General features: G+C 70.9%; 23 protein-coding genes. 14 read left to right on the top strand and 9 right to left on the bottom strand.

What is annotated here, in order from left to right; translation table 11 throughout:
- The 3 genes from E1J50_RS13945 to E1J50_RS13935 all read right to left on the bottom strand — a co-directional run.
- A partial coding sequence (locus E1J50_RS13945; RefSeq protein WP_132254441.1) for a glycosyltransferase occupies positions 1–1896 on the bottom strand: 1896 nt, incomplete at its 3' end.
- Positions 1884–3209, bottom strand: coding sequence for a glycosyltransferase (locus tag E1J50_RS13940; RefSeq protein WP_132254440.1), 1326 nt, complete (start codon positions 3207–3209; stop codon positions 1884–1886). The genes E1J50_RS13940 and E1J50_RS13945, both read right to left, overlap by 13 nt.
- Entirely contained in the window at positions 3206–4477 is a 1272-nt protein-coding gene (locus E1J50_RS13935; protein ID WP_245516576.1) for a glycosyltransferase family protein, read from the bottom strand. Before E1J50_RS13935 ends, E1J50_RS13940 begins: the two co-directional genes overlap by 4 nt.
- A gap of 154 nt (positions 4478–4631) precedes the next feature.
- Between E1J50_RS13935 and E1J50_RS13930 the strand changes: the two genes are divergently transcribed.
- The gene (locus E1J50_RS13930) at positions 4632–7391 is read left to right on the top strand and encodes an ABC transporter ATP-binding protein/permease (RefSeq protein ID WP_132254439.1); all 2760 of its coding nucleotides are present in this window, start codon (positions 4632–4634) and stop codon (positions 7389–7391) included.
- Here E1J50_RS13930 and E1J50_RS13925 read toward each other — a convergent pair.
- The 3 genes from E1J50_RS13925 to E1J50_RS13915 form a co-directional block, all read right to left on the bottom strand.
- Positions 7354–8721 carry an adenylate/guanylate cyclase domain-containing protein gene (locus E1J50_RS13925; protein WP_165937867.1) on the bottom strand — a complete coding sequence of 456 codons (1368 nt, stop codon included), beginning with the start codon at positions 8719–8721 and terminating at the stop codon, positions 7354–7356. The two genes, E1J50_RS13930 and E1J50_RS13925, sit on opposite strands and share 38 nt — an antisense overlap.
- Positions 8722–9025: 304 nt before the next feature.
- Positions 9026–9175: a DUF1127 domain-containing protein gene (locus E1J50_RS13920; protein WP_132254437.1), complete on the bottom strand. Its 150-nt coding sequence runs from the start codon at positions 9173–9175 to the stop codon at positions 9026–9028.
- 266 nt (positions 9176–9441) lie between these two features.
- Entirely contained in the window at positions 9442–9750 is a 309-nt protein-coding gene (locus E1J50_RS13915; RefSeq protein ID WP_132254436.1) for a hypothetical protein, read from the bottom strand.
- Between the two features lie 327 nt (positions 9751–10077).
- Here E1J50_RS13915 and E1J50_RS13910 point away from each other — a divergent pair, with 327 nt between their 5' ends.
- The 5 genes from E1J50_RS13910 (at position 10078) to E1J50_RS13890 (ending at position 14901) form a co-directional block, all read left to right on the top strand.
- Positions 10078–11028, top strand: a complete 951-nt coding sequence (locus E1J50_RS13910; RefSeq protein WP_132254435.1) for a metallophosphoesterase family protein — start codon at positions 10078–10080, stop codon at positions 11026–11028.
- A gap of 32 nt (positions 11029–11060) precedes the next feature.
- Positions 11061–11447: a cupredoxin domain-containing protein gene (locus E1J50_RS13905; protein WP_132254434.1), complete on the top strand. Its 387-nt coding sequence runs from the start codon at positions 11061–11063 to the stop codon at positions 11445–11447.
- Positions 11448–11494: 47 nt separating this feature from the next.
- Positions 11495–12259 carry a sigma-70 family RNA polymerase sigma factor gene (locus E1J50_RS13900; RefSeq protein WP_132254433.1) on the top strand — a complete coding sequence of 255 codons (765 nt, stop codon included), beginning with the start codon at positions 11495–11497 and terminating at the stop codon, positions 12257–12259.
- Complete coding sequence (locus tag E1J50_RS13895; protein ID WP_132254432.1) at positions 12256–13077, top strand: anti-sigma factor family protein; 822 nt, start codon at positions 12256–12258, stop codon at positions 13075–13077. Before E1J50_RS13900 ends, E1J50_RS13895 begins: the two co-directional genes overlap by 4 nt.
- Before the next feature lie 117 nt (positions 13078–13194).
- Positions 13195–14901 carry an adenylate/guanylate cyclase domain-containing protein gene (locus tag E1J50_RS13890; protein ID WP_132254431.1) on the top strand — a complete coding sequence of 569 codons (1707 nt, stop codon included), beginning with the start codon at positions 13195–13197 and terminating at the stop codon, positions 14899–14901.
- A 106-nt stretch (positions 14902–15007) separates the two neighbouring features.
- Here E1J50_RS13890 and E1J50_RS13885 read toward each other — a convergent pair whose 3' ends face one another.
- Positions 15008–15898 (bottom strand): LysR family transcriptional regulator, encoded by an 891-nt coding sequence (locus tag E1J50_RS13885; protein WP_132254430.1) that lies wholly within the window; start codon positions 15896–15898, stop codon positions 15008–15010.
- 147 nt (positions 15899–16045) lie between these two features.
- On the opposite strand from E1J50_RS13885, the gene E1J50_RS13880 reads away from it, so the two are divergent.
- Positions 16046–16684 (top strand): FMN-dependent NADH-azoreductase, encoded by a 639-nt coding sequence (locus E1J50_RS13880; protein ID WP_132254429.1) that lies wholly within the window; start codon positions 16046–16048, stop codon positions 16682–16684.
- Complete coding sequence (locus tag E1J50_RS13875) at positions 16681–17007, top strand: DMT family transporter (RefSeq protein ID WP_132254428.1); 327 nt, start codon at positions 16681–16683, stop codon at positions 17005–17007. The genes E1J50_RS13880 and E1J50_RS13875 overlap by 4 nt, the downstream gene beginning before the upstream one ends.
- Before the next feature lie 159 nt (positions 17008–17166).
- Here E1J50_RS13875 and E1J50_RS13870 read toward each other — a convergent pair whose 3' ends face one another.
- Complete coding sequence (locus E1J50_RS13870; RefSeq protein ID WP_132254427.1) at positions 17167–18162, bottom strand: NAD(P)H-dependent flavin oxidoreductase; 996 nt, start codon at positions 18160–18162, stop codon at positions 17167–17169.
- A 247-nt stretch (positions 18163–18409) separates the two neighbouring features.
- Here E1J50_RS13870 and E1J50_RS27330 point away from each other — a divergent pair, with 247 nt between their 5' ends.
- The 3 genes from E1J50_RS27330 (at position 18410) to E1J50_RS13860 (ending at position 20773) form a co-directional block, all read left to right on the top strand.
- Entirely contained in the window at positions 18410–18574 is a 165-nt protein-coding gene (locus E1J50_RS27330) for a hypothetical protein (protein WP_165937866.1), read from the top strand.
- 41 nt (positions 18575–18615) lie between these two features.
- Entirely contained in the window at positions 18616–19362 is a 747-nt protein-coding gene (locus tag E1J50_RS13865; protein ID WP_245516575.1) for a heme-binding protein, read from the top strand.
- Positions 19363–19618: 256 nt separating this feature from the next.
- Positions 19619–20773, top strand: a complete 1155-nt coding sequence (locus E1J50_RS13860; RefSeq protein WP_132254426.1) for a helix-turn-helix transcriptional regulator — start codon at positions 19619–19621, stop codon at positions 20771–20773.
- Positions 20774–20815: 42 nt separating this feature from the next.
- Here the strand turns inward: E1J50_RS13860 and E1J50_RS27325 are convergent, their stop codons facing one another.
- Positions 20816–20989, bottom strand: coding sequence for a hypothetical protein (locus E1J50_RS27325; protein ID WP_165937865.1), 174 nt, complete (start codon positions 20987–20989; stop codon positions 20816–20818).
- An 89-nt stretch (positions 20990–21078) separates the two neighbouring features.
- Between E1J50_RS27325 and E1J50_RS27825 the strand changes: the two genes are divergently transcribed.
- The 3 genes from E1J50_RS27825 (at position 21079) to E1J50_RS13850 (ending at position 23416) form a co-directional block, all read left to right on the top strand.
- Entirely contained in the window at positions 21079–21240 is a 162-nt protein-coding gene (locus tag E1J50_RS27825) for a hypothetical protein (protein ID WP_207919211.1), read from the top strand.
- A 152-nt stretch (positions 21241–21392) separates the two neighbouring features.
- A complete protein-coding gene (locus E1J50_RS13855; RefSeq protein WP_132254425.1) occupies positions 21393–22514 on the top strand; it encodes an ABC transporter substrate-binding protein in 1122 nt (373 codons plus the stop codon).
- A 221-nt stretch (positions 22515–22735) separates the two neighbouring features.
- On the top strand, positions 22736–23416 hold the full coding sequence (locus E1J50_RS13850) for a Ros/MucR family transcriptional regulator (RefSeq protein WP_342635910.1): 681 nt from the start codon (positions 22736–22738) through the stop codon (positions 23414–23416).
- The last annotated feature ends 122 nt before the right edge of the window (positions 23417–23538 follow it).

Genomic DNA, 23538 nt, shown 5'->3' with positions numbered 1-23538 from the left:
GGCGAAGCGCACGGCCGAATGCCGGGCGAGGAAGTCGAGGAGGCGTTCGAGGAAATCCCAGAGCGCGGCGTCGTGGGCGCCGTGGTGCGTGAGGAGCCCGATCGGCGTCTCCGGCGCCTCCGTCAGGATGGCGAGCAGGCGATCGACGAGGCGGTGCGGGTCGACGAGGCTGCGGGTGCCACGCCAGTCGATCGGATCGATCTGCGGGTCGTGGCGCAGGAGGCCGGGGACCTCCCCGGCCGCACCGGGCGCGGCCGAGAGCGCCTCGTATCCGAGATCCGGCAGGGCCGCGGCGAGATGTCCGTCCAGCCGGTTCCAGGGCGGCACGAAGACCGGCAGCAGCTGGTCGGCCGGAAGCCGCGATCGCGCAAGCCGCAGCGCCTCCTCCGCCTCCGCGATCAGGACGGGCAGGGACCGGTGCGGGCCGAACTCCGCGGGGCGGCTCCTCGGCGGCGCGTGATCGGCGTGGACGAGGCCGTGGACGGCGAGGCAGGCCCCCGGCGCGCGATCGACGCGTCTCGCGAGCGAGGGCTCGACCCGGCCCGGAATGGCCGCGATCAGCACCGGCAGGCCCGCCTGCTCGGAGAGGGCGAGCAGCCGGTCGAAGGCGGGCGTCGCCGCGACCGCGTCGTCGTCCCGCCACCAGACCGGAACCCGCGCGCCCTCGCGGGCCGCGGCATCGAGCCCCGCGCGGAGGCGGGCGAGCGCGGCCGAGACCGGGTCGCCCACGCGCCGCGTGCCGGGCACGTTCGCCGCAGGCGGACCCGCCGTTCGCGCCGCGAACAGGTCCTCCATGATCGCCACCGAGCGCGGACCGCCGTCGAGATCGATGCCGTGCGGGGAGAGGGCCGGGGCCGAGAGGGCCTCGCGCACGCTGCGGAGCAGCGCGTCGGCATCGAGGTCCGCTTCCGGGAGGACGCGTGCGAGGCCCCGCGGGGCGAGGCGCTCGGCGCGCAGGCGCTGCTCGGTCTCGCCCCCCGCCTCGAAGGGGACGAGCACGGCGGGCGTGCGCGTGGCGAGAAGATCGACCGCTGTGTTGTAGCCGCACTGGCTGACCGACAGGGAGGCGCCCGCCAGCAACGCACGGTAGTCCGGGCGTGCCCGGTCGACGACCCCGTCCGGCAGGTCGCGGCCGATCTGGGAGAGTGCCGCATCCGGCACGCCGTGCCCGACGAGGATCCGCCAGCCGAGATCCGGCGCGCGGTGCGCAGCCTCGGCCGCGGCCCGGAACAGGCCGAGCCCCGCGGCGCTCGACCCGGCCGCGACCAGGATGCCCGTGCGTCGGGCCGGGGCCGGCACCGGTGTCCCCTCGTCGATGTAGCCCGTCGCGTGCAGGCGCTCGGCGAGGTGGGGATCGACCGGCCAGGATGCTCCGAGCGGGACGAGGCTCGGGTCGCCGTGGACGAGCACGGCGTCGTAGAGATCCCGAAGGCGGGCCTGCGTCTGCGCGATCCGGCCCGGCTTCCCGGGCGCGACCAGGATGTCGCGAATCGAGGCGAGGACGAGGGGGCGCGGGCGCCGCGCGCGCGCAGCCTCGACGAGACTCAGGAATTCCCCGGCCATCGCGCGCCGGCCGAACGGGAACAGCTCCGTCACGACGACGTCCGGCCGCGCCCTGTCGAGGGTCTCGAGGAGCATCGCCCGCCGCCGCGCCATCAGGCCGGGGCTGGCCTCCCCGCCGTCGGGTCCGAGCAGGCGGCGGAAATCGGTGCCCTCGACATGGACCGGCGGCAGCGCCACGAGCCGGACGCCGCCGAGGCGCACGAGGGGCGCCGGGCGCCCGCCGCTGACGAGCACGGCCTCATGGCCGGCCGCAGCGCAGGCGCGCGCCAGCGCCGCCGCGCGGGTCAGATGGCCCGCCCCGAGGAGGTGCGTGACGGCGATCAGGACGCGCATGGGCAGCCCGCCGCGTGGGGACCGGGGATGCGGCGGGCCGGCGCCGGGACCAGGCCGGCCGAGGCCGCGAGGCGCGCGCCGATCAGGTCGATGCCGGCCTCGTGCGTGAACTCCGCCCTCAGCCGCGCGCCCGCCGCCGCGGCGAGGCGTCGGCGCCGTCCCGGATCGCGGGCAAGCGCCAGGATCGCATCGGCCAGGGCCGCCGGATCGCCCGGCGGCACCAGGACCCCGTGCGTCCCGTCGGTCACGAATTCCGGCGTCCCCGCGAAGGCGGTGGCGAGGATGGGCAGGTCCTGGCTCGCCGCCTCCATCAGGACGTTCGGCAGGCCGTCGCGGTCGCCGGAGGCGGCGGCCTTGGTCGGCAGCACGAACAGGTCCGCCTCGCGCATCGCCGCGATCACGCGCGGCTGCGCCTGCGCGCCGTGGAACGTGACGCGCCCGCGAAGGCCCTGCGACCTGGCTAGGGTCTCGAGTGGCCCGCGCCGCTCCCCGTCCCCGATCAGGTCGAGATGCCAGTTCAGCGCGGCGGGCAGGCGGGCGAGAGCCGCGATCAGGTCGTCCTGTCCCTTCTTGGCGACGAGCCGTCCGACGCAGAGCAGCCGAACGCAATGTCCGGGGCCGGACCCGTCGCGGGGCGGGCGCCGCGGGCAGGGTTCGGGAAAGCGCGCGAGATCGAGGCCGTGATAGGCGAGCGCCACCCGGCCGGGTGGCGCGAGAGCGTTCAGGCGGGCGAGGCCGTCGCGCGTGCAGGCGACGGCCCATGCGCAATCGGCGAGCTTCTCGGACAGGTCCCAGGCCCGCGTCGTCCAGATGTCCTTCGCGTGGGCCGAGACGCTCCAGGCACGCCCTGTCAGCAGAGCCGCGTAGCGGGCGACGCTCGCCGGGGCGTGCAGGAAGTGGGCATGCAGGTGGGTCGCCGCATCCGGCACTTCGCGGGCGAGGACGAGCGCCTGCCCGAGCCGGCGCAGGCGCGAGGGCGTAGGGTCCCGCACGAGATCCCGCGCGACGGTGCGCAGCAGCCTGCCGAAGGCCGGACGCCGCGCGGCCGCGATCAGGCCGCGCAGCACCCGCACGGGCGCCCGGTGCAGGTATTCGGGCAGATAGGTGACGGGCGCCCGTATCGCCGCGTGCATCGGGTGCCGCTCACCCTCCGTGGGGCGCCGGAGAGACCAGATCTCCAGGCCGAGGCCGCGCCTTTCCAGGGCCAGGATCTCCTGCGCGATGAAGGTCTCGGACAGCCGCGGATAGCCCTTCAGCACGATCGCGATCCGCGCGCCGGTTCCCGGCGGGGCGTCGGCGTCGCGGGCGCTCATGGATGGGCGCATCCGAGGCAGGGTTCGGCGCGGCTTTCCACGAAGGGCGGCCCCGGCGACGGGCCGGCGGCCGGATCGGCGAGGAGCGCGCGCAGGCGCTCGACCACGCCGCCGAGCCCGTCGAGGAGGCCCGGCTCGACGAAGCGCGACGGCACCGGCTGGTCCGGGAGTCCCCGGAGCGCGGCGGCCATGCGCGCGGCGCCGCGGCCCCGCCCCGCATCCGGCCCCCCATGGAGCACGCGCGCGAGGCCGAGCGCCTCGGCGGCGACGGCGCGGATCTCCTGCTCGCGCCGCGGCTCCGTGCGCGGGACCAGCAGGGCCCGCCTGTCGAAGGAGAGGATCTCGCAGAACGTGTTGTAGCCGCCCATCGCCACGATGCCGGCGGCCCGGCTCATCAGGTGCTCGATCTCGCTGTCGAAGGTGATCGCCGAGAGGCGGCCGGGCTGCCGGTCGATCCGCGCCAGGAAGGCCGTGCGGGTGTCCGCATCGAGAAAGGGCCCGAAGGCCACGATGGCCGGGAGCGGCAGGCCCGGATCGGTCTCGTAGGCCGAGATCACCCAGTCGATCAGTCCGGCACCGTCGCCGCCGCCGCCGGGGGTGACGAGGAGGAAGGGGGCGCCCGCGAGCGCCGGCTCGGAGCGGCCGGGCGGCCAGTCCGGGACCTCGCGGCGCAGATAGCCGAGGTAGACCAACCTGGTCGCGGGGCCGAGGGGGAGCGCGCGCAGCGGCTCGTGGATGCGCGGCACGCCGTAGACCCAGATCTCGTCGTAGTAGCGCTCGATGGCCTCGACCGCCCCCTTGCGCGCCCATTCGGGTGCGAGGCGCTCGCCGTCGTCGAGGATGTCGCGCAGGCCGAGCACGCACTTGCCGCCTTGGACGGACAGGCGCTCGAGCGTCGGCAGGAACTCGCCGTGCAGGCCCGTCGGCTCCTTGTCGACGATCGTCAGGTCGGGCCGGAACGCCTCCGCCGTCGCCGCGACGATCGCCGCGCGCTCCGCGATCCGGTCGTCGAGGGCGCTGCCCGGCTCGAAGGGAGCGTAGATGCCGTCGACGCGCTTGGTGACGACCGGGAGCCGCACCGCGGAGACGCGGTCGGCGAAGCCGAACCGGTCGACGAAGGGCGACCCCGAGACGATCACCACGCGCGCCCCGCGCTCCGCCGCGACGATGGCGTGGGCGATGGCGCGCGACCGGCGCAGATGCCCGAGCCCGAACGTGTCGTGGCTGTAGATCAGCACGCGCGGGGCCGAGGCGGGGGCGTCCCTCACCGGAAGCGTTCCATCTCGAACACTCTTCCTCTGGCGGCGGATCGGTCTGGACGGCCGATGCCTGGCCCCTCGCATGAAGCGGCCAAGCATGACAACTTCTAGATGTTCCATGTTTGTCAAGTCCAGCCGAGCGGAGGGGCGAGCCCCGAACCCGATGCGTGACCTGCAGCCGACCCTGTTCCAGTACATCTGGGCGCATTCGAAGCGCGATCAGCTCGCCATCTGCGCCGTTGTGTTCGTTTCCTTACCGTTCTACTTCGCGTCCCTCGACCTGCCGCGGCGAATCGTCAACGACGCGATCACCGGCAAGGCCTTCGGCGGGGGTCGCCGGACGGCCCCCTTCCTCGACCTGACGATCCACTGGCCGCTCTGGGCCGGCGGCGGCGCCACCACGCTGTTCGAGGGCTTCCAGCTCGAGCGGATGGAACTGCTGATCGGCCTCTCCGCCCTGTTCCTTGCGCTCGTCCTGATCAACGGCGCCTTCAAGTTCTGGATCAACCTCTCGAAGGGCGTGCTCGGCGAGCGCATGCTCCGCCGCCTGCGGTTCCAGCTGTTCGCGCTGATGCTGCGCTTCACGCCGGAGGCGCAGCGCGAGGTGAAGGCCTCGGAGACGGCGACGATCATCCGCGACGAGGTCGAGCCGATCGGCGCCTTCATCGGCGACGCCATCATCAGCCCGGTCTTCCTCGGCACGCAGGCGGCCACCGCCCTGACCTTCATCCTCCTGCAGAACGTGTGGCTCGGCCTCGTCGCGGCCGCCATCGTCGCCGTCCAGTTCATCGTCATCCCGCGCCTGCGGCGGACGATCCTGCGGCTGAGCCGCGAGCGGCAACTCCGGTCGCGGGAGCTGGCGGGCCATGTCGGCGAGGTCCTCGAGGGGCTCGACGCCGTGACGGTGAACGATGCGGGGCGCTGGGAGCGGGCGGAATTCGGCGGCCGCCTGCACCGGCTCTACAGCCTTCGATTGCGGATCTACCGGCGCAAATTCGCGATCAAGTATCTCAACAACCTGCTGGCGCAGGTGACGCCGTTCCTGTTCTACGCCGTCGGCGGCATGTTCGCCCTCCACGGACAGCTCGATATCGGCCAGCTCGTCGCCGTCCTGGCGGCCTATCGCGACCTGCCGCCGCCGCTGAAGGAACTCATCGACTGGGATCAGCAGCGCCTCGACGTCGAGGTGAAGTACGAGACCGTGGCCGCGCATTTCGCGGCCCACCGGCTCCGCCGGGCGGAGGCGGAGGATGCCGAGGGCGCGGCCGTCCCGGCGGCCCGCACGCTGGAATGGGAGGGCGTCGCCCTGAGGAGCCCCCATGACGGCGAGCTCGTCGCGATCGCCGACGCGACCGTCCCCCTGCCGGCGCGGGTCGGCTTCGTGGTGGAGGACGGCGAACTCGCCCATGTGCTGGCCCGCGCGCTCGTCGGCCTCGACCCGCCCCAGAGCGGGGCGATCCGGCTCGGCGGGCACGACCTCGTCGGGCTGCCCCAGTCGGTCCGCAGCCGACTGATCGGCTATGCGGGCCGGAGCCCGAACCTGTTTCCCGGCTCGATCCGGGACAACGTCGTCTACGGGCTGCACCGGATCCCGACCGGACCCGTCCCGACGGACGCGGACAGGCACGCCGAGGCCCTGCGGACCGGAAACCCCGTGGAGACGATCGAGCAGAACTGGATCGACTACGCCCGGCTCGGCGTCTCGGGCGCGGAGGGGCTCGACCGGCGGATCCTGGCGCTGCTGGCCGGCCTCGGGATGGAGCGCGACCTGTACCGGTTCGGTCTCTCGACGATCTGCCGGGACATGCCCGACCCCACGATCGGCACGCGCCTGATCGCCGCGCGCCGGCACCTGCAGGCGCTCCTCGACGGCGCCAAGCGCGGCGGCCTCGTCGTGCCCTTCGCCGCGGACCGCTACAACGACGAGGCCACGGTCGCCGAGAACCTGCTCTTCGGGGTGCCGCGCGAGCCCGGGCTGATGGAGCGTCTCGCGGCCGAGCCGGCCTTCGTCGAGGCGCTCGGCAGGGCGGGGCTCGGGGACGGGCTGGTCGGGATGGGCGTGGCGATCGCCCGCAACCTCGTCGAGATCTTCCGCGACCTGCCGCAGGGGCACACCCTCTTCCGGCGGTTCTCGCTGATCACGCCCGACGCGCTGCCCGACTACGTCCGCCAGCTCGCCCGGATCGACGCGGATGGCGGGCTCGAACCGGAGGACAGGGCGGCCTTCCTCGCGCTGACGCTCCGCTACGTCGAGACCCGCCAGCGCTTCGGCCTTCTCGATTCGGCGCTCCAGGTCCGGATCGTGCGGGCGCGGGGCCTCGTCCAGGCCGCGCTCGGCGGAATCGACGGCAACGGGATCGAACCCTACGATCCGGATCGGATCAACCCGCGCATCTCGATCCTCGAGAACCTCCTGTTCGGACGCATCAGCACGCGGCGCATGCATGCGGAGGCCGACATGCGCGAGCACGTGCTGGCGGCGGTCCGCCGCTTCGATCTGGAGGAGTGGATCGAGCGGCGCGGCCTCGACGTCGATGTCGGCAACCGCGGTCAGCTTCTGACGGACGATCAGCGTGCGCGGATCGAGATCGCGCGGGCCGCGCTCACGCTGCCGCCGATCCTCGTCGTGGAGGATTCGGGCGTGCTCGACCGGGCGCTGATCAGGTTCCTCGCCGCATCGGACTGGTCCGGGCGGGAGACCTCCCTGGTCCTGTTCACCGCCTCCGCCGCGCTCGCGGCCGGATTCGACCCCTGCATCACGGTCGGGAGGACCGGAGCCCGACGGGCGATCGCGGGATCCGGAGAGCCGGGCGATCCCGCCGCGCGGACGGCGCCGGACGGGCGCGGTCCACGCCTGCGGGCGGACCTCGGCAAGGAGCGTGGGCTCAGCCGGGGCCTCCCTCCGCGGGGGCGAAGATCGTGACCAGCTCCCTGCGCCCGGCGAAGGGCTCCCGCCCGATCTCCCGCCATGCGGCCCGCTCCGGCGTGCCCTCGACGGCCGCCCCCGAGGCCAGGATCATGGCGCCGTAGCGCTTGGTCGCCTGTTCCAGGCGCGAGGCGACGTTGACCGCATCGCCCAGGACCGTGAATTCCATCCGCTCCTCGTCGCCGACGATGCCGCAGAAGACCTCGCCGACATGGATGCCGATGCCGATCCGCACCGGATGCGGCATCTCGTGCGTCGCGTTCCAGGCCTCGACGATCCGGACGAGGTCGTGCGCGAAGGTGAGGGCGCGGCCCGCATCGTCGCTGCCCTCGTCCGGGACGCCGAACAGGATCAGCGCCCCGTCGCCGATGAACTTATCGACGATGCCGTGGTGCTTTCGCACGCAGCCGAGGATGCGGGTCCGGAAGGCCGTGAAGAACTGCGACAGGCGCTCCGGGTCCATGCCCTCGGCCATCCCGGTCGAGTCCCGGATGTCGACGAAGACGATGACGGCCCTCTGTCGGCGCCCGCGGCGCAAGCCGAGGTCACCGGCCGCGACCCGGGGCGCGATCTCGGCGGGCAGGAAGCGCGCGAGGCTGGCGCGGCCGACCGCATCCTTGACGGCCGAGGACAGGAGGCGGCGCGAGCGGACGATGCCGAAGGCGGTCGCCGCCCCGGCGAGCAGCAGCAGCGCGAACCGCATCACGTTGACCGGCATCGAGAACAGGCCGGGCCAAGCCGGCACGTTCTGCGAGGCCGGGTCGAGCATCAGGCTGTGGTCGAGCGCGCCCGCGATCCCGACCAGTCCGAGCGCCAGGAGCGCGATGGCGCCGAGCTGCACCTTGACGTCGTAGCGCAGGGCGCCGACCGCGAGAACCACGGGCACCGACCAAGTGATCGGCGCCGAGGGCAGCGCGTTGCCGGGCAGGCCGCGCTCCGCGAGGGCGAGGTAGGCGATGACGAGGACGAGCCCGACATCGAGCACCATGAACAGGTAGGAGTACCCGTGGCGCCAGCGCTGCGGCACGGCGAGACCGATGCTGACCGCACCGACCGAGAGGAAGCCGAGGGCGGCGATCCAGGCGTTGCGCATGAACAGGTCGAGGGACACGCCCGTCCACCGCAGCATCACGTGATCGGCGACGATCACCGTCACGAACACGCAGAGCCCGATCGCCACCCGGAGCCACCCGATCAGGCGCTCCGCCGCGACCTCGTGCCGGCGCATCAGCGCGGCGACGAGATCGCTTTCCAGGGGGCGCGCGGGAGTGCCGGTTGGCAGCTCGATCTCCCCGGCCACCGCATCGGCACGCAGACCTGGCCGCATCCCGGCCTCCCGGATCCTCGTCGAAGGGGCGACGGCGGGATAAGAGCATGGCCGCGGGCGCCCGGCCATCGAGCGTACGGGGGCCATCCTTCGAGGGGAGCCTCAGCCCGGATCGCCCGCCGGCCTCGCCTGCGCCCGCCCGGTCACGGAGCGTCGAGCACCGCATCCTCCCGGTGGCGAGGAGCGGCCAGGCCCGGCAGCCGTCCGGTACCCCGACCCCGACGATCGGCGAGGCGGGCCGCGGCGCCCCTTCGGAGCGAGGGATGCCCGGTTCCGGCGGAACGGACCGCCACAGGGCGACGCCTCACGACCAGAAGCGATCGCGATCTCGAGGCACGTCATGCCGGCTGAGGCCGATGTCTTCGAGCAGGCGATCATCGAGGGCGGCAAGCTCCTGATCCGCTCTTCGCCGCTCGCGCCAGAGGTGAAACGTGCGCAGGATTGCCGTGAGCATCGTGTGATCTCCCTACCAGGGGCGGCGAAGTGCCAGGGGCGGCGAGATGCCCGAGGAGGGCGCAGGGGTCTGTGAGGCCGATCACAGATCCGGGTGCGTCCGGGACCCGACCCCCGGGCTGCCGCGACGTCCGCAGGCTCGATGCCGAGAGCGCGGCGCCTATCGGTTCGGACCGCGAGCCACGAGACTGCGCGGTCCGTGGCCGCGCGGTCCGGGGCCGAACGGCTATCGAGGCCGCGCGGGTTTCGGGTCAGGTATCGGTCCCCTCAGTTGGACCCGCCACCCGCCGTGCTGCCCAGGTTCTGTGCGATGGGGTCACGCTCCGGGAATTCGGCATTGCCGAGCGTGCTGCTCCTCAGGGGGCGCGCCGAGCGGGCGGGCTCGCCCGCCGCCTGGAGGCTGCCCGTCCACCTCGGGCCGGACAGGCCGGGTGCGGCGTCTCTCGTGACGGCGCCGGCGCGTTGCAGGGACCGCGGCGCAGCCGTGACGGGGGCTGAGGCCGCGGGCAGGAGCAGCATCGCGGCCGTCATCACGGACAGCGTGCTCCGGGCAGGCTTGGATCGGTTCGCGTGCATGGCGTTCTCCTGACGCGCAGCCAGCCGACCGCCATCCGGCTGGCGAGCCCCGGCCTGCGGACCCGTCGGCCGCCTGAAGCGCGTCTCGACGCTTCGGCGCTGCTGGCATGGATCGGGAGGCTCAGGGCCTCTCCAACCAGCCAGACCGCCCCTGCGGCCGGTTTATTCCCGCCGCTGCAGAGCCCGGACGCGGTGCGGATGGGTGTCGGGGGAGGAGATCGATCCGCCGCCCCTGCGGCAAATCTCATGAGCCCGGGAATAATCGGTGCCCGCCCGTGATCAGGATCCGCAGGGACTTCGACGTCCCGTGCCTGCGGAGCCGAAGCGATGCCGGATCACGAGAGCCCGGACGAGCCGGGGAGGACGAGCCGCCGCGGGGCGCTCGAATGCATGATCTGGGCGGGCACCGGCCTGCTCTGGTCGCTCGAGGGCGGTCTGCCGAGCGCGGTCGGACTGACCCGGGCGCTGGCCGCCGACAAGCCCGCGGCGCCCTTCACCTTCCTGCAGATCAGCGACAGCCATGTGGGCTTCAACAAGCCCGCCAATCCGGACGCCCTGGGCACGCTGCGGGAGGCGGTGGCCCGGATCCGGCAGCTGCCGGAGAAGCCTGCCTTCATCATCCACACAGGCGACATCAGCCATCTCTCGAAGGATCGCGAATTCGACGATGCCGACCAGATCCTCCGCGAGACCGGCCTGCCCCTGTTCTTCGTGCCCGGCGAGCACGACCTGCTCGACGACGAGCGTGGACGGTCTTACCTCGACCGCTACGGCAAGGGGTCGCGCGGGGCCGGCTGGTACAGCTTCGACCGGCAGGGCGTCCACTTCATCGGCCTCGTCAACGTCGTCGACCTGAAGGCCGGCGGCCTCGGCAATCTCGGGGCCGACCAGCTCGACTGGCTGGAGCGCGACGTGGCCGGGCTCGCCTCAAGCACGCCCGTCGTCGTCTTCGCCCACATTCCCCTCTGGACCGTCTATCCCGAATGGGGCTGGGGCACGCAGGACGGGGCGCGGGTGCTCGCCACCCTCAAGCGGTTCGGCTCGGTCACGGTCCTCAACGGGCACATCCACCAGATCATCCAGAAGGTGGAGGGCAACGTCGCCTTCCACACGGCCCGCTCGACGGCCTTCCCCCAGCCGGCGCCCGGCACGGCGCCCTCGCCGGGACCGATGAAGGTGCCGGCCGGCGAACTGCGCGGGGTGCTCGGCATCACGAGCGTCAGCCTCGTGCGCGGCAGCGAACCTCTGGCGATCATCGACACCCCGCTCGCCGGATGAGCCGGCCTCCCCTCACCGATCAGGAGTGTGCCATGCCGACGCCTCGCGCATTGCCTTGCCACCCGGCCGGGCGGATCATTGCCGCCATCGCCCTGCAGATCCTCGCCCTTACCCTCGCGGCGCAGCCGAGCACGGCCGCGGCCGACCGGGCCAGCACCGATCCGGTCGTCATCCGCATCGACAACTTCACCTTCGGCCCCCAGACGCTGACCGTCGCCCCGGGAACGCGCGTGACCTGGATCAACGGCGACGACATTCCCCACACGGTCGTGGCGCAGAACAAGTTCTTCCGTTCGAAGACGCTCGATACGGACGATCGCTTCACCGTCACCTTCCAAGTGCCGGGTAAGTACGCCTACTTCTGTTCCCTGCACCCGCACATGACCGGGACGGTCGTGGTCAAGGGCCCGACGGACTGATCCGGCCGAGGAGGGCGAGAGGCGAGAGCGAGCGCGGGAGAAGCCACATGACGGGCAGGCTCATCATTGCCGGAACGTCGCTGCGGCCGGTGGTGCCCGAATCAACCCTGCGGGCCTGGATCGAGGCGGCAGCCGCCGATCTCGCGGCGACGATCGGCTCGGTGCTCGCGGCCTCGGTCCAGACGGGGCTGCTGCGCCCTGCCGCCCGAACGGAACGGCGAGGGGGGCACCCGACGCTTGTCGCCCAGGCGCCCCCGCCGAAATCCGGGGCCTCGTTCCACGAGATCGTGCTCCCGCATCTCGACGCCGCCTACAATCTCGCCCGCTTCCTGACCCGGGACGCGGATGCCGCCGACGACATCGTGCAGGACGCCTTCCTGCGCGCCTTCCGGGCCTTCGACGGGTTTCGGGGTGGCGACCCGCGGGCTTGGCTGCTCGCGATCGTGCGCAATTGCGCACGAAGCTGGGCGAGCGAGCGGGCCAGAACCCGGGCGCTCTCGGAACCGCTTCCGCCTCCGCAGACGGAGGACGAAGCGGAGGCCGAGGCCCTCGAAGTCCCGGATCCCCTTCAGGCCACTCCGGAGGCCGCGCTCCTGCGCGACAGCGAGGCGAGGCTGGTCCGCCGGCTGATCGAGGCGCTGCCGGAAGCCTTCCGCGAGGTCCTCGTGATGCGCGAGTTCGACGACTTGTCCTATCGGCAGATCGCCGAGATCACCGCGACGCCCATCGGCACGGTGATGTCGCGCCTGGCCAGGGCGCGGCAGATGATCGGTGCTGCCTGGCGGCGCCAGGACGAGGCGGCGGGGCCATGACGGGCGATCACGCGCGGCCCTGCGGCGAGGATGCCGCCTCGCTCAACGCCCTCCTCGACGGGGAGCTCGACGCGGCCAACAGCCTGCGCTGCGAGACCCATGTCGCGCATTGTCCCGCCTGCGCGGCCGAACTCGACCGCCTGCGTGCGGTGCGCGACCTCCTCGCCCGTGACGGTGTCGTCTGGCGCGCCCCCGCCACGCTGCGCGCGCGGATCCTCGCCAGCCTCGCCGAGGAGGCCGGCCGCACGTCGAGCGACGGCGAGGTCGCGGCGGGGTGGACGCGCGCGCCGATCGGGTGGGTGTCGCGCCTGCGCGACGGCGCGACCCGATGGCGGGCCCTGCCGGCGGGCCTCGCTCTCGCCGCGAGCCTCGCGCTCGCCGTCCTGGTGATACGCCCCGGCGAAGCGCCGGATCTGGCGAGCCAGTTGGTCTCCGGCCACGTCCGCTCCCTCCTGGCGGACCACCTGACGGACGTCCGGACCTCCGACCAGCACACGGTGAAGCCGTGGTTCTCCGGCAAGACCGACTTCTCGCCGCCCGTCGTCGATCTCGACGACCGGGGCTTCACCCTCGTCGGCGGCCGCCTCGACTACATCGAGAACCGGGTCGTGGTCGCGCTGATCTACAGGCGGCGCAAGCACGTCATCAATCTGTTCCTGTGGCCGTCCGAGGGATCGCGGCCGACGGCCTCGGCCAGGGAGGGCTTCAACATCCTGGGCTGGCAGCAGGCCGGGCTCGCGTTCTGGGCGATATCGGATCTCAACGCCGTCGAACTCAAGGAATTTCAGGACGATTTCGTCGAACGCTCGCCCCACTGAGAACCGTCACCGGCTCGGCTGCGGGGAGGCGTCGCCGCAGCTCCGGCAGGGCGGAAATTCGGGCCGGCGGGGCGTGCTATAGCGTGGCCGTCGAAACTCAAGGCCATCAGGCTGCTTATGCGACACTCCCTCGCCGGGTCGGCGATCAGCGTCGGCCGGCTCACCCCGGCATCGGCCGTGCGACGCCTGACGTTGCGCCACGTGCGTCTCGGCACCGGGCTCATCCTGTTCGGCTACGTGCTCACGCATCTGCTCAACCATGCGCTGGGCAACGTCTCGCTCGCCGCGATGGACGCCGGCTTGAACGTCGCCGCGGCGGTCTGGCTGAACCCGTTCGGACTTTTCCTGCTCTACGCCGCGCTGACCGCACACCTCCTGCTCGGCCTCTACGCGCTCTACGAACGCCGCTTCTTCCAGTGGCGAGGCACCGAGATCGTTCAGCTCGTCCTGGGATTGGCGGTTCCCTTCCTTCTCATCAACCACATCGTCGCGACGCGGCTCGCCTTCGAGATCGAAGGGCTCGAGAAGGGCTACGCGCAGGAACTCTACGCCTTCTGGGTCGCCTCGCCCCGGAGCGCGGCGACGCAGGCCGCGCTCCTCGTCTTCGCCTGGGTCCATGGATGCCTCGGGCTGTTCTTCTGGCTCCGCTTGAAGCCCGGCTTCTCGGCGGCCAGCCCCTGGCTGCTCGCCGGGGCCGTGCTCGTGCCGGTCCTGGCCCTGCTCGGCTTCGTCCAGGGCGGCCGCACCGTCGCGGCGTTGGCACAGGACCCGGCTTGGCGGGCGGAGGCACTCAAGCCGGTCCATCTGGGTGAGCCGGAGCAGGTGGCGCGGCTCAGGACGATCCGCGACGCCTTGCTGGCGGGCTACGCTCTCGCGACCGCGCTCGTCGTCGCGGCACGCGGCCTGCGGACGCTCACGGAGGTGCGGCATGGACGGATCCGCATCAGTTACCCCGATGCGCGCGTCGTCAGGGTGCCGCGGGGCACGAGCGTTCTGGAAGCGAGCCGGCGTCACAACATCCCGCATGCCAGCGTCTGCGGCGGGCGCGGGCGCTGCTCGACCTGCCGGGTCAGGGTGTTCGACGGCGATGACGGGCGCAGCCTGCCCCGCCCCTCCAAGGCCGAACAGGCCGTCCTCGACCGCATCGGGGCGACGCCCGGCATTCGGCTGGCCTGCCAGCTGAGCCCGACCCGCGATCTTGCGGTGACGCCCTTGTTCCCGCCGCGGCAGCTGCCGGCGCGAAGCGCGGAACCGGCGCAATCGGGCGAGGAGCGCTTCATCGTCGCCATGTTCGTCGACCTGCGGGGCTCGACGCGCCTGGCGGAAGAGCGCCTGCCCTACGACACCGTGTTCATCATCAACCGCTTCCTCGGCGCCGTCGGCGACGCGGTGCGGGAGGCGGGCGGATCGGTCAACCAGATGCTGGGCGACGGGATGCTTGCGTTGTTCGGCTTGCAGACCGTCCCCGAGACGGGGGCGCGGCAGGCCCTGCGGGGCGTCGATCTGATCGGGGAGCATGTTGCCGGGCTGAACCGGCTCCTAGCCGCCGACCTCGGCCAGACGCTGCGCTACGGCATCGGCCTGCATGCGGGCATGGCGATCGTGGGCGAAATGGGAGACCACGCGGATGCGCGCTTCACCGCACTGGGCGACACCGTGAACGTCGCGGCACGCCTGGAGAGCATGACCAAAGCACTCGGTTGCATCGCGCTCGTGTCGGAGGCGGTCTATGCGGCCGCGAAGGTGGAGGCCCCGTCCCTGCAGGAGGTGGTGCTCCAGGGGCGATCCGAGTCGCTGATGGCGAGACGGATCGGGCTTCCTTGAGCAGCCTCCGCTGGGGCGAGCGCGGATAAGGCTCCCGCAGCCTGCCCGGCCGCGAGCGGGCCCGTCGGCCCGATCCCGGCGTCGGGGCCGGACCCCCGCCCTGCCCTCATCCTTCGAACACAGCCCGCGCTTCCGTCAACGTCGCCGTCAGCGCCGTCACCACGGCATCGATGCGCGCGACCCGCCGCAGATCCTCGTGCGTCAGCACCCACAGCGCCGAGCCGAGATCCAGCGCCGCCGTTCGCGGCAGGCGGACGAGGCCGGGCGACGGATCGCCGAGGTAGCAGGGCAGGAGCGCGACGCCGAGGCCCGCGACCGCCAGATCCCGGAGGGCGACGAAGGACTCGGCCTGCGTCACGGGCGCGACCCCGCGCAGGTTCGTCCGCAGCCATCGGGCCGCGACCGTCTCGCGGAGGGATGCGTCCGGTCCGAGCCAGGTGTGCTCGCTCAGCGTGCCATCGGCCGCACGGGCGGCAAGGTACGAGGGGGCGGCGTAGACGGCGTGCCCGAGACCGGCGATGCGGCGGCCAACCAGGGTCTCCGGCGGCGACGCCGTCGGCCTGACGGCGACGTCCGCCTCGCGCCGCGTCAGGACCGCGAACGCGTTGGCCGTCGAGACCTCCAACAGGATGCCCGGATGCATCGCCCGCACCCGCGCGAGGGCATCCGGCAGGACGGACGCCATCAGCGTGTCGGTGGTCGAGAGCCGGACCGTCCCGGTAATTCGCCGATCCTGACCGGCTGCGCGACGCTCCGCGTCGTGGATGGCCGCGTCGATGCCGGCAAGCTCGCCCACCATCGCCTCGCCCGCGGCGGTCGGGACGTAGCCCGAGGGCAGGCGCTCGAACAGGCGTGCACCGATGCGGGCCTCGTAGGCCCCGAGGCGGCGCAGCACGGTGGTGTGGTTGACGCCCAGCGTCCGGGCGGCGCCGGCAAGCGATCCCGCCCGCGCCACGGCGAGGACGAAGCGCAGGTCGTCCCAATCTCCCCTGTGCATTCGTGCAGTCCCGGCGGGCAGGAACACGGCCTCCCGTGCCTCTCCTGCACAGGATAGGTCGTGGCTCGGGGCCCGCGAAGCCCCGCGCGATCGGCCGACAGGGCGGCGATGCGCGGGCCGCAAACCGTATCAGGAGGTGTCGCGCCCATGACCTCGCTCCTTCACGTCGAGGCCTCGCCCCGCGGCGACGCCTCGCGCTCGACGCACGTGGCGCGCGGTTTCATCGCCGCGCTGCGGGCAGGCGTGCCGTCGCTGACCGTCGATCACCTCGACCTCTGGCAGGCTGACCTGCCATCCTTCGACGGCGCGGCGCTTGCGGCCAAATACGCCCGGCTCTCCGGCCGCCCGCACGAGGGCCGCGAGGCGGCAGCCTGGGCGGAGATCGAGAGGCTGGTCACGCGAGTCGACCGAGCCGAGCACATCCTCCTCTCGACCCCGATGTGGAACCTCTCGATCCCCTACCGGCTCAAGCACTGGATCGACCTGATCACCCAACCCGGCCTGTCCTTCGCGTTCGACCCGGCGACCGGCTACCGACCGCTGCTGCGGCCGCGTCCGGCGCTCGTCATCCTGACCAGCGCGGGAGATTACGCGACGGGCGAGAGCTGCGGCCGACCGGACCTCGCCACGCCCTATCTCCGGGCGGCGCTCGGCTTCGTCGGGCTGAGCGACCTCGCGATCGTGCCGGTCGGGCCGACCATCGGCCCGGGCGCGGACGCGGCGGTGGAGAGGGCGGCCACGCGGTTGCGTGCGCTGGCCCCCGGCTTCCTGCGGGCCGCGTCGTGAGCACCTCTTGGGGATGGACGCTGCTCGTCGCCTCGGGCGTGATCGACGTGGCCTGGGCGCTCGCGACGAAGAAGGCGGACGGCTTCCGGGAGCCGGTCTGGGCGATGGTATCGCTGCTGTTGCTGGCCGCCTTCGTCTCGCTGCTGACGAAGGCTCTGCAGGTGCTGCCCGTCGGCACGGCCTACGCCGTCTGGACGGGGATCGGCGCGGTGGGCAGCGTCGGCGCCGGGATCCTCTGGTTCGGGGAACCTGCGGACGCGCCGCGCTTGCTGTTCGTCGCGGTGACGGTTCTGGGGATCATCGGGCTCAGGCTGGCCGCGTGACCGCTCGCAAGCCCGAACCCGTCTCCGCTGAGGCAGGTCGGTCGCTTCCCGAACGCGAGGACGCGGAGCCTCCCGGGACGGCCGCGACGGAAGGCGGTCCCGCCCGTCGGGATCGCCCTGGCAAACGCCACCTCGGGACGAAGCCGAAGGCGCCGCGGCTCACTTTGCCGCTTCGCTGGCCGGCGCCTCGTCGTCCGGTGCGGAAGGCGCGCGCTCGCCGAGGAGAGCGCGCGCCTGCGCGATGATCCGCTCCACGATCTCTCCGGCGGGCGGCAGGTCGTGAATGAGACCGCACGCCTGCCCCGCGATCACGGCCGCAATATCGAAATCGCCTCGTCCGCGGGCCTCGGCATAGGCTCGGGCGACCTCCTCGACATTCTGCATCAACTCCGCCTCTCGCCCGAGCCAGCGCTCGGAGTGCCGGTTGCGCAGGACCCGACCCGTATACGGGGCCGGCCAGACGTTCCGGCGCGAGAGGTCGAACACGATGGAGCGCACCGTGTCCTCGCCCGTCGCATCCACGATGCGCCGCTTGGCCTCCGGGTGCCCGTCGGCTTCCTGTGAGGCGTAGAACCGGGTCCCCATCAGCACGCCCTCGGCTCCGAGCATGAGGGCTGCCGCCAAGCCTCGCCCGTCCGCGATCCCGCCGGCCGCCAGGATCGGCGTGCCGGGCCACGCGTCGACCGTTTCGAGGAGCAAGGGCATGAGCGGGCGCGATTGGCCGTGTCCGCCTGCTTCGGTTCCCTGCACGACAAGGATGTCGGCGCCGGCCTCGACCGCCTCCTGTGCCTGCCCCAAGGACTGGACCTGACAGATCAGCTTGGCTCCAGCCTCTCGGATCGCGGGTGCGAACGGACGGGGATCGCCGAAGGACAGCATGATGGCGGCGGGCCGATGATCGAGGGCCGTTGGGAGCACGTGCGGAATCCGGGCCAAGCTCCAGGTGATGAAGCCGCAGCCGATCCTGGCATTGCCCGCCAGGGGCCACTCGCTCCGCAGCCAGGTCTCGTCGCCGTAACCGCCGCCCAGGAGCCCAAGGCCCCCCGCGCGGCTGACCGCTGCCGCAAGCCTGCCCCCGGACACACCGTCCATCGGCGCGAGCAGGATCGGGTGTTCGATGCCGAGCAACTCGGTGACGCGATTGCGGAGGGGCATGGCCGATACCTTGGCGCTGCAGCGGGAGAGCCGTCGCCGATCACATCACCCTCGCGCGGACGTGGACAGTCATTCGGTCTCCGCGTCCCGAAACCGACTTTGCGTCCGCCCACCGGAAGCCCGGCTTCGGTCGCCGCCTGGGCCCGCGAGCCGGGAAGCCTGCATACAAGCGCGTCACCTGTTCGGGTGACGTCGGCCGCCCCGCGGTCTGCCTAACCTGCCCAGGCAACTCTACGGAGTGACTCTCATGCAGAACGACGGCCCCCCAATCCTGTTCGTCCTCATCGGCGGACTTTTCGCAGCAACCCTGATGCTCGGCCAGTATCGGGCCGCTCAACATGGGCTGAATCTTACCGCCCTCTATGACAACCAAGACGTGGAGGCCGATTTCCAATTCGCTTCACTGGAGTGAGAGGGAACCGCAGGACGCATACCGGTGCACATGGAGGTGTCATGATGAACAGCATCCGTAAAACTTTCATGCTCGGCTCATCGCTGCTGGCGCTGATCTGGGCAGAGACGCCCGCTCAGGCTGAGGATCGCGATGTGAAGTCCGGATGCCTTGTCACTTACGCGCAGCTCAAAAGCGCTGTGACGAAGGCTGCACAGGACGACATCTCGGGCCTCGACAATCACTACTGGGCCGTGGTCGTGAACCGCTCGGGGAAGATCTGCGCCGTGGCGTATTCCGGCCCCTCGATCGAGTCTCAGTGGCTCGCCAGCCGGCAGATCGCCGCCGCCAAAGCATTCACGGCCAACAGCCTCAGCCTGAACATGCCGAAGGGACCGCTGTCGACGGCACAGCTCTACGGCTTCGCGCAGCCGAGCCCGAGCGGAGGCAACCCGCTCTTCGGCCTGCACTTCGGTAACGCGCTCGACAGCCAGCGCGCGTATCAGGGCGACTACGCCGCCTTCGGTACGGAACGGGATCCGCTCGTCGGTGCCCGCGTCGGCGGTACGATCACATTCGGCGGAGGTCTGGCCCTCTACAGCGGCTCGACGGCCATCGGCGGGCTGGGCTTGTCCGGCGACACGGCGTGCGCGGATCACTCAACCGCTTGGCGGACGCGGGCGATCCTGGGGCTCGTGGGTCCAGGCACGGATACCATCGCGTTCGCCAGCGACGCGACCCCGAAAACCGGCGGTCATCCGCATTGCCCCAACGACGGCGGCACACAGGGCCAGGCTGCCAATATCTGACGGCCCCCTTTCACCCCGCTCACGGCCGGACGATGCCGTTCGACAAGCGCGCGGGGCGAGCCTGAGCGCTTGCCATCGTCCTGCGCGTCCCCTCGGGAGCCCGCTGACGAACTGCATCCGCACTCTCCAGAGGAGCACGTCCCGCTCTCGGGGATCATCGAAGTGCAGTTTCGAACCCACCATCTCAGGTTGTGTTCAGGTCGATCAGGATGTGTCTCAACTGTCCAGGCTGACGAATCGTCCGGAGCCTGGCCCCATGACGGTCGATCACGAGGAGATCCATCGCGTCATCGGAGGATTCTACGATGCGGCGCTCGAGCCGGAGCTGTGGCGATCGGCGCTGGAGCGCATGGGCCGCCTCTTCAACGATCCGGTCATCATGATGGCGGCCCTCGACGGGCGCGGGTGCTTCCGGCACGTCACCAGCGGACGCGACGATCCTCATTATCTCGACGTGTATCTCAGCCGGTACAATATGCCGGGAAAGAACAGACGCGTCGCCGCGCTCCTGCAGTCGCCGCTCGCGGTTCCCGGTCTGGGTTGCGAGCAGTGGGAGACCGCATCGTTCATTCGGTCGGACCTGTACAACGATGTCTACCGGCCGCAGGGCTTGCTGCACGACGTCGGCGTCGTGCTGCTGCGGGGTGCCGAGCACAACGCGGCTTTCAGTATGCTGCGACGGGATCGCGACGAGCCGTTTGCGGGTGACGAGCTGCGCCTGCTGGTTTGTTTGACCGCCCACCTTCAGCGTGCCGCGAAGATCTATCTGCGCTTCGCGGAAGTTCGGCGCGATGGCGCCATCTCGAGCGAAGCTCTGGATCAACTCACGGCCGGAGTGGTCCTGTTCGACGGGCGTGGCGCTGTGCTGCGCATGAACCGCGTCGCTGACGAGATCATCCGGGAAGCGGATGGTCTCGTCTTGAGAGCGGACGGCTTGGGGTGCGCCAGTCCGATCGACACGGCCCGCCTGCGGCGCTTGGTTGCCGAAGCGGCCAGCCTCGGCCCCGGGACCGGCTTCGATGGCGGAGGCGCGCTGCCTCTCTCGCGTCCTTCGGGCAAGCGTCCGCTGACGGCCTTCGTTGCGCCTTTGAGACCGACCAGCTTCGAGTCCGGCGAGGCGCGCTTCTCGTCTGTCATGTTCGTGACGGATCCCGAGCGGCGAGCCGAGCTACCCGTCGAGGCGGTTCAACGCTCGCTGCAGCTGACCCGACAGGAGGCAGCCCTCACCGTTGCGCTCGCACAGGGGGCGGATCTCAAGGCGGCATCCCGGAGCCTCGGCATCTCCACGAATACCGCGCACACTCACCTCACCCGTGCGTTGGCGAAGACGGGCACGCATCGGCAGGCTGAGCTGGTCGGGCTTGTCTACCGGACAGCTCTCGCGATGTGCTGGAACCGACGGGCAGGATGACCTGCCTGAAGTCCGACCTCGACTCGCTCGCGCCGCCGATCCTCAGGCGCGTACGGACCGGGTTCGATCCTGCGGGGTGTGATAACGCGCGGAGGCCTTCAGGAAGGTCGCGAAGTTCTCGGCATCATCGAGAGCCAGGCCGCTCATGACCGGGCTGGTGCCGAGAAACACGGTATGCGTCCCGGAGGCTTGAGCCTTCACGCGGATTTTCGGCATCGGCCGCTCCCTGAGGTTTGCTGGCGAAGGTGCACGGAGCCGTATCGAGGCCAACTGGGGCTGCCCGGCATTGGTTCACATAAATGTGAGTGGCGCCCGCGTGGAGCCCTGAGCGGCGCGGCGCGGGACGAGGCGCAAGGGCGCCGGCCTACCTGTGCGGGAACGCGGTTGCCGTGATCCAGGGCGAGTTCGCCGGCCTCGACCGCGACGAGGGCCTGCGCGCCCGGATCGAGCGGTTGCGTCAGCTCTGACGCCGGGATGCCCTGCTTCATCCAGCGCGCGCTCGACATGCTGGATCTACCGGAGCGGATCGACTTCCACCGGACCGGCAGCATCACGGGGGGCGCCACCGAGTCCTGAGCGGCCGAGCGTGCGAGGCCTGCCGCAGCTTCCTGTGCCCGGCATGCGCCGCAGCACAAACTCCGGTTGCCGGCTTGAATTTCGACGCCAGCGGCCATCCAATCGAAGCTCTGCCTTGAGAGCCGCGTTACTGGCCGTGAGTCATCGGAGCGCATTTTTCGCAGTCTGGGTCATTCTCTGCCTGACGTTCGCCAGCTCGGCGCACGCGGCAGACCGGCCGAGACTGACGATCTACACCGCGAGCCAGAAGGAGCAGGTGGCCGCCACTGCAGAAGCCGTCGCACAGCTTTTGCCGGGCGCGGAGATCGAGTGGGTGCGTGCCTCGACCGGCGTCATCACCGAGCGTGTCCTGTCCGAGCGCGACCATCCGATGGCCGACATGATCGTCGGGTTGTCGGCCTCCAGCATGCTCGTGCTCAAGCAGGCCGGCCTTCTCGATCCCTACAGGCCCGAGGGCGTGGAGCACCTCAGATCCTCCTTCCTCGACCCGACCGAGCCCTACAGCTTCACGGGCATGGACGTGTACTTCCCCGTCATCTGCATGAACGTCGAGCAAGCAAAGCGCGAGCGCATCTCGGGTCCGATGCTGTGGCGTGATCTCACCGATGCCAGCTTCAAGGGCCGGCTCGTGATGGCGCATCCAGGTTCATCCGGCACGGGCTACGGCCTCGTGGCGGGTTGGCTGCAGAGCATGGGCGAAGCGGCGGGCTGGGCGTTCATGGACGCCCTGCATGAGAACGTCGCCGTCTACCTGCACACGGGATCGGCACCCTGTCTCGATGTCGCCCGCGGCCAACATCTGGTCGGCCTCGGGCTCGACATGCGGGCGGCCGCCGAGAAGGCGCGCGGCGCACCCATCGAGGCGATCGTGCCCCTCGACCGCGTCGGGTGGGACTTGGAGACCTTCGGGATCATCAAGGGCACGTCGCAACCGGCGCTTGCCAGGCGCATCGCCGACTGGGCGGTCACCCGCGAGGCCAACAGGATCTACGCGCAGAGCTACTCCATCGTGGCCCACCCCCGCGTGCAGATCCCCGCAGCCATCGCGTTGTCTCATGCCGAGGCGCGCATGGCGAAGGTCAGCCTCCTCTGGATGGCCGAGAACCGCGAGCGCATCATCGCCGAGTGGACGAACCGGTATGACGGAAAGGCTGCACCTCGCTGAGGCACAGGATGCAGAGCACGGTACGTCGAGCTTAGCGCTGCCAGGGTGTCAGCGGCCGCCCGCAGCGGTTTCAACAGCCCGTGCCGGGCAAGCGGGACGCCGGGCCTCCGCGTTCGGAAGGCCACGGACGGCAGGTGAACTCTGACCGCTCCCCGGGATGCGAAGCTCCTCGCTGGTGGACAGGTGATGGCAGAAAGATTGACGCGAGACTTTTATGTAAAATGACACTGATCGATCAGGTTCGTGCGGGAAAACAATCGTTCTTCCGCGAGATCGGATTGTCAGCGAGGCGAAAAGTTGCAGATGTGGAGGTTAGAAATCATGAGGAGCTCGCCATGGCGGACATCGAGGAAGACGCCACCACCAACCACATCGAACTCACCGTCGACATCGTCTCGGCCTATGTGTCGAACAACCGCGCTTCCGTTGCGGATCTACCCAGCCTGATCGTGAATGTGCATGCTGCCGTGTCCGGCCTGAGCCAGACCGCCGCACCGAGCGAGCCGGAAGTGAAGGCAACGACGGCCCAGATCCGCAAGTCGATCACGCCCGACGCTCTGATCAGCTTTGAGGATGGCAAGCCCTACAAGACGCTGCGTCGCCACTTGGCGACTCGGGGACTGACACCGGAGAGCTACCGGGAGAAGTGGGGGTTGCCGCGAGACTACCCGATGGTGACAACATCCTACTCAGAGGCACGGTCCTCTCTCGCCAAGAGCCTCGGGCTCGGGTTGCAGCGCAGCAAGCCCGTGAGCACGGCCGCTGCTACGGCAGCGAAGCTGTCCGAGCCAGCTCCCTCTGCCGCGGTTTCGAAGGGCCGTGATGTCCGGAAGGAGGCGAAAAAAACGCCTGCCAAGCCAGGCAGACGACGCAAGGCAGCCGAACCGGCGGCCGCGGAATAAATTGTGCGACAGAGGCCCGCCCGGTTCATCCGGGCGGGCATTTTTTATCGGCTACGAGGTGCGGTACGGTTGAGCACACGAACCGCCGGCGAAGTGCGTTGTTGTTCTCCGAACAGGAGATT

The organism is Methylobacterium segetis, from assembly GCF_004348265.1.
Classification (GTDB): Bacteria; Pseudomonadota; Alphaproteobacteria; order Rhizobiales; family Beijerinckiaceae; genus Methylobacterium; species Methylobacterium segetis.
The sequence above is the reverse complement of the archived record's forward strand: the minus strand, read 5'-3'. Positions and strand labels throughout refer to the sequence as shown.

Coding starts and splice junctions, on each gene's coding strand:
- E1J50_RS13940 (WP_132254440.1), bottom strand. CDS start 3,209: ATGAGCGCCCGCGACGCCGACGCCCCGCCGGGAACCGGCGCGCGGATC.
- E1J50_RS13930 (WP_132254439.1), top strand. CDS start 4,632: ATGCGTGACCTGCAGCCGACCCTGTTCCAGTACATCTGGGCGCATTCG.
- E1J50_RS13925 (WP_165937867.1), bottom strand. CDS start 8,721: ATGCGGCCAGGTCTGCGTGCCGATGCGGTGGCCGGGGAGATCGAGCTG.
- E1J50_RS13920 (WP_132254437.1), bottom strand. CDS start 9,175: ATGCTCACGGCAATCCTGCGCACGTTTCACCTCTGGCGCGAGCGGCGA.
- E1J50_RS13915 (WP_132254436.1), bottom strand. CDS start 9,750: ATGCACGCGAACCGATCCAAGCCTGCCCGGAGCACGCTGTCCGTGATG.
- E1J50_RS13910 (WP_132254435.1), top strand. CDS start 10,078: ATGCCGGATCACGAGAGCCCGGACGAGCCGGGGAGGACGAGCCGCCGC.
- E1J50_RS13905 (WP_132254434.1), top strand. CDS start 11,061: ATGCCGACGCCTCGCGCATTGCCTTGCCACCCGGCCGGGCGGATCATT.
- E1J50_RS13900 (WP_132254433.1), top strand. CDS start 11,495: ATGACGGGCAGGCTCATCATTGCCGGAACGTCGCTGCGGCCGGTGGTG.
- E1J50_RS13895 (WP_132254432.1), top strand. CDS start 12,256: ATGACGGGCGATCACGCGCGGCCCTGCGGCGAGGATGCCGCCTCGCTC.
- E1J50_RS13890 (WP_132254431.1), top strand. CDS start 13,195: ATGCGACACTCCCTCGCCGGGTCGGCGATCAGCGTCGGCCGGCTCACC.
- E1J50_RS13885 (WP_132254430.1), bottom strand. CDS start 15,898: ATGCACAGGGGAGATTGGGACGACCTGCGCTTCGTCCTCGCCGTGGCG.
- E1J50_RS13880 (WP_132254429.1), top strand. CDS start 16,046: ATGACCTCGCTCCTTCACGTCGAGGCCTCGCCCCGCGGCGACGCCTCG.
- E1J50_RS13870 (WP_132254427.1), bottom strand. CDS start 18,162: ATGCCCCTCCGCAATCGCGTCACCGAGTTGCTCGGCATCGAACACCCG.
- E1J50_RS27330 (WP_165937866.1), top strand. CDS start 18,410: ATGCAGAACGACGGCCCCCCAATCCTGTTCGTCCTCATCGGCGGACTT.
- E1J50_RS13865 (WP_245516575.1), top strand. CDS start 18,616: ATGATGAACAGCATCCGTAAAACTTTCATGCTCGGCTCATCGCTGCTG.
- E1J50_RS13860 (WP_132254426.1), top strand. CDS start 19,619: ATGACGGTCGATCACGAGGAGATCCATCGCGTCATCGGAGGATTCTAC.
- E1J50_RS27325 (WP_165937865.1), bottom strand. CDS start 20,989: ATGCCGAAAATCCGCGTGAAGGCTCAAGCCTCCGGGACGCATACCGTG.
- E1J50_RS13855 (WP_132254425.1), top strand. CDS start 21,393: ATGCGCCGCAGCACAAACTCCGGTTGCCGGCTTGAATTTCGACGCCAG.
- E1J50_RS13850 (WP_342635910.1), top strand. CDS start 22,736: ATGACACTGATCGATCAGGTTCGTGCGGGAAAACAATCGTTCTTCCGC.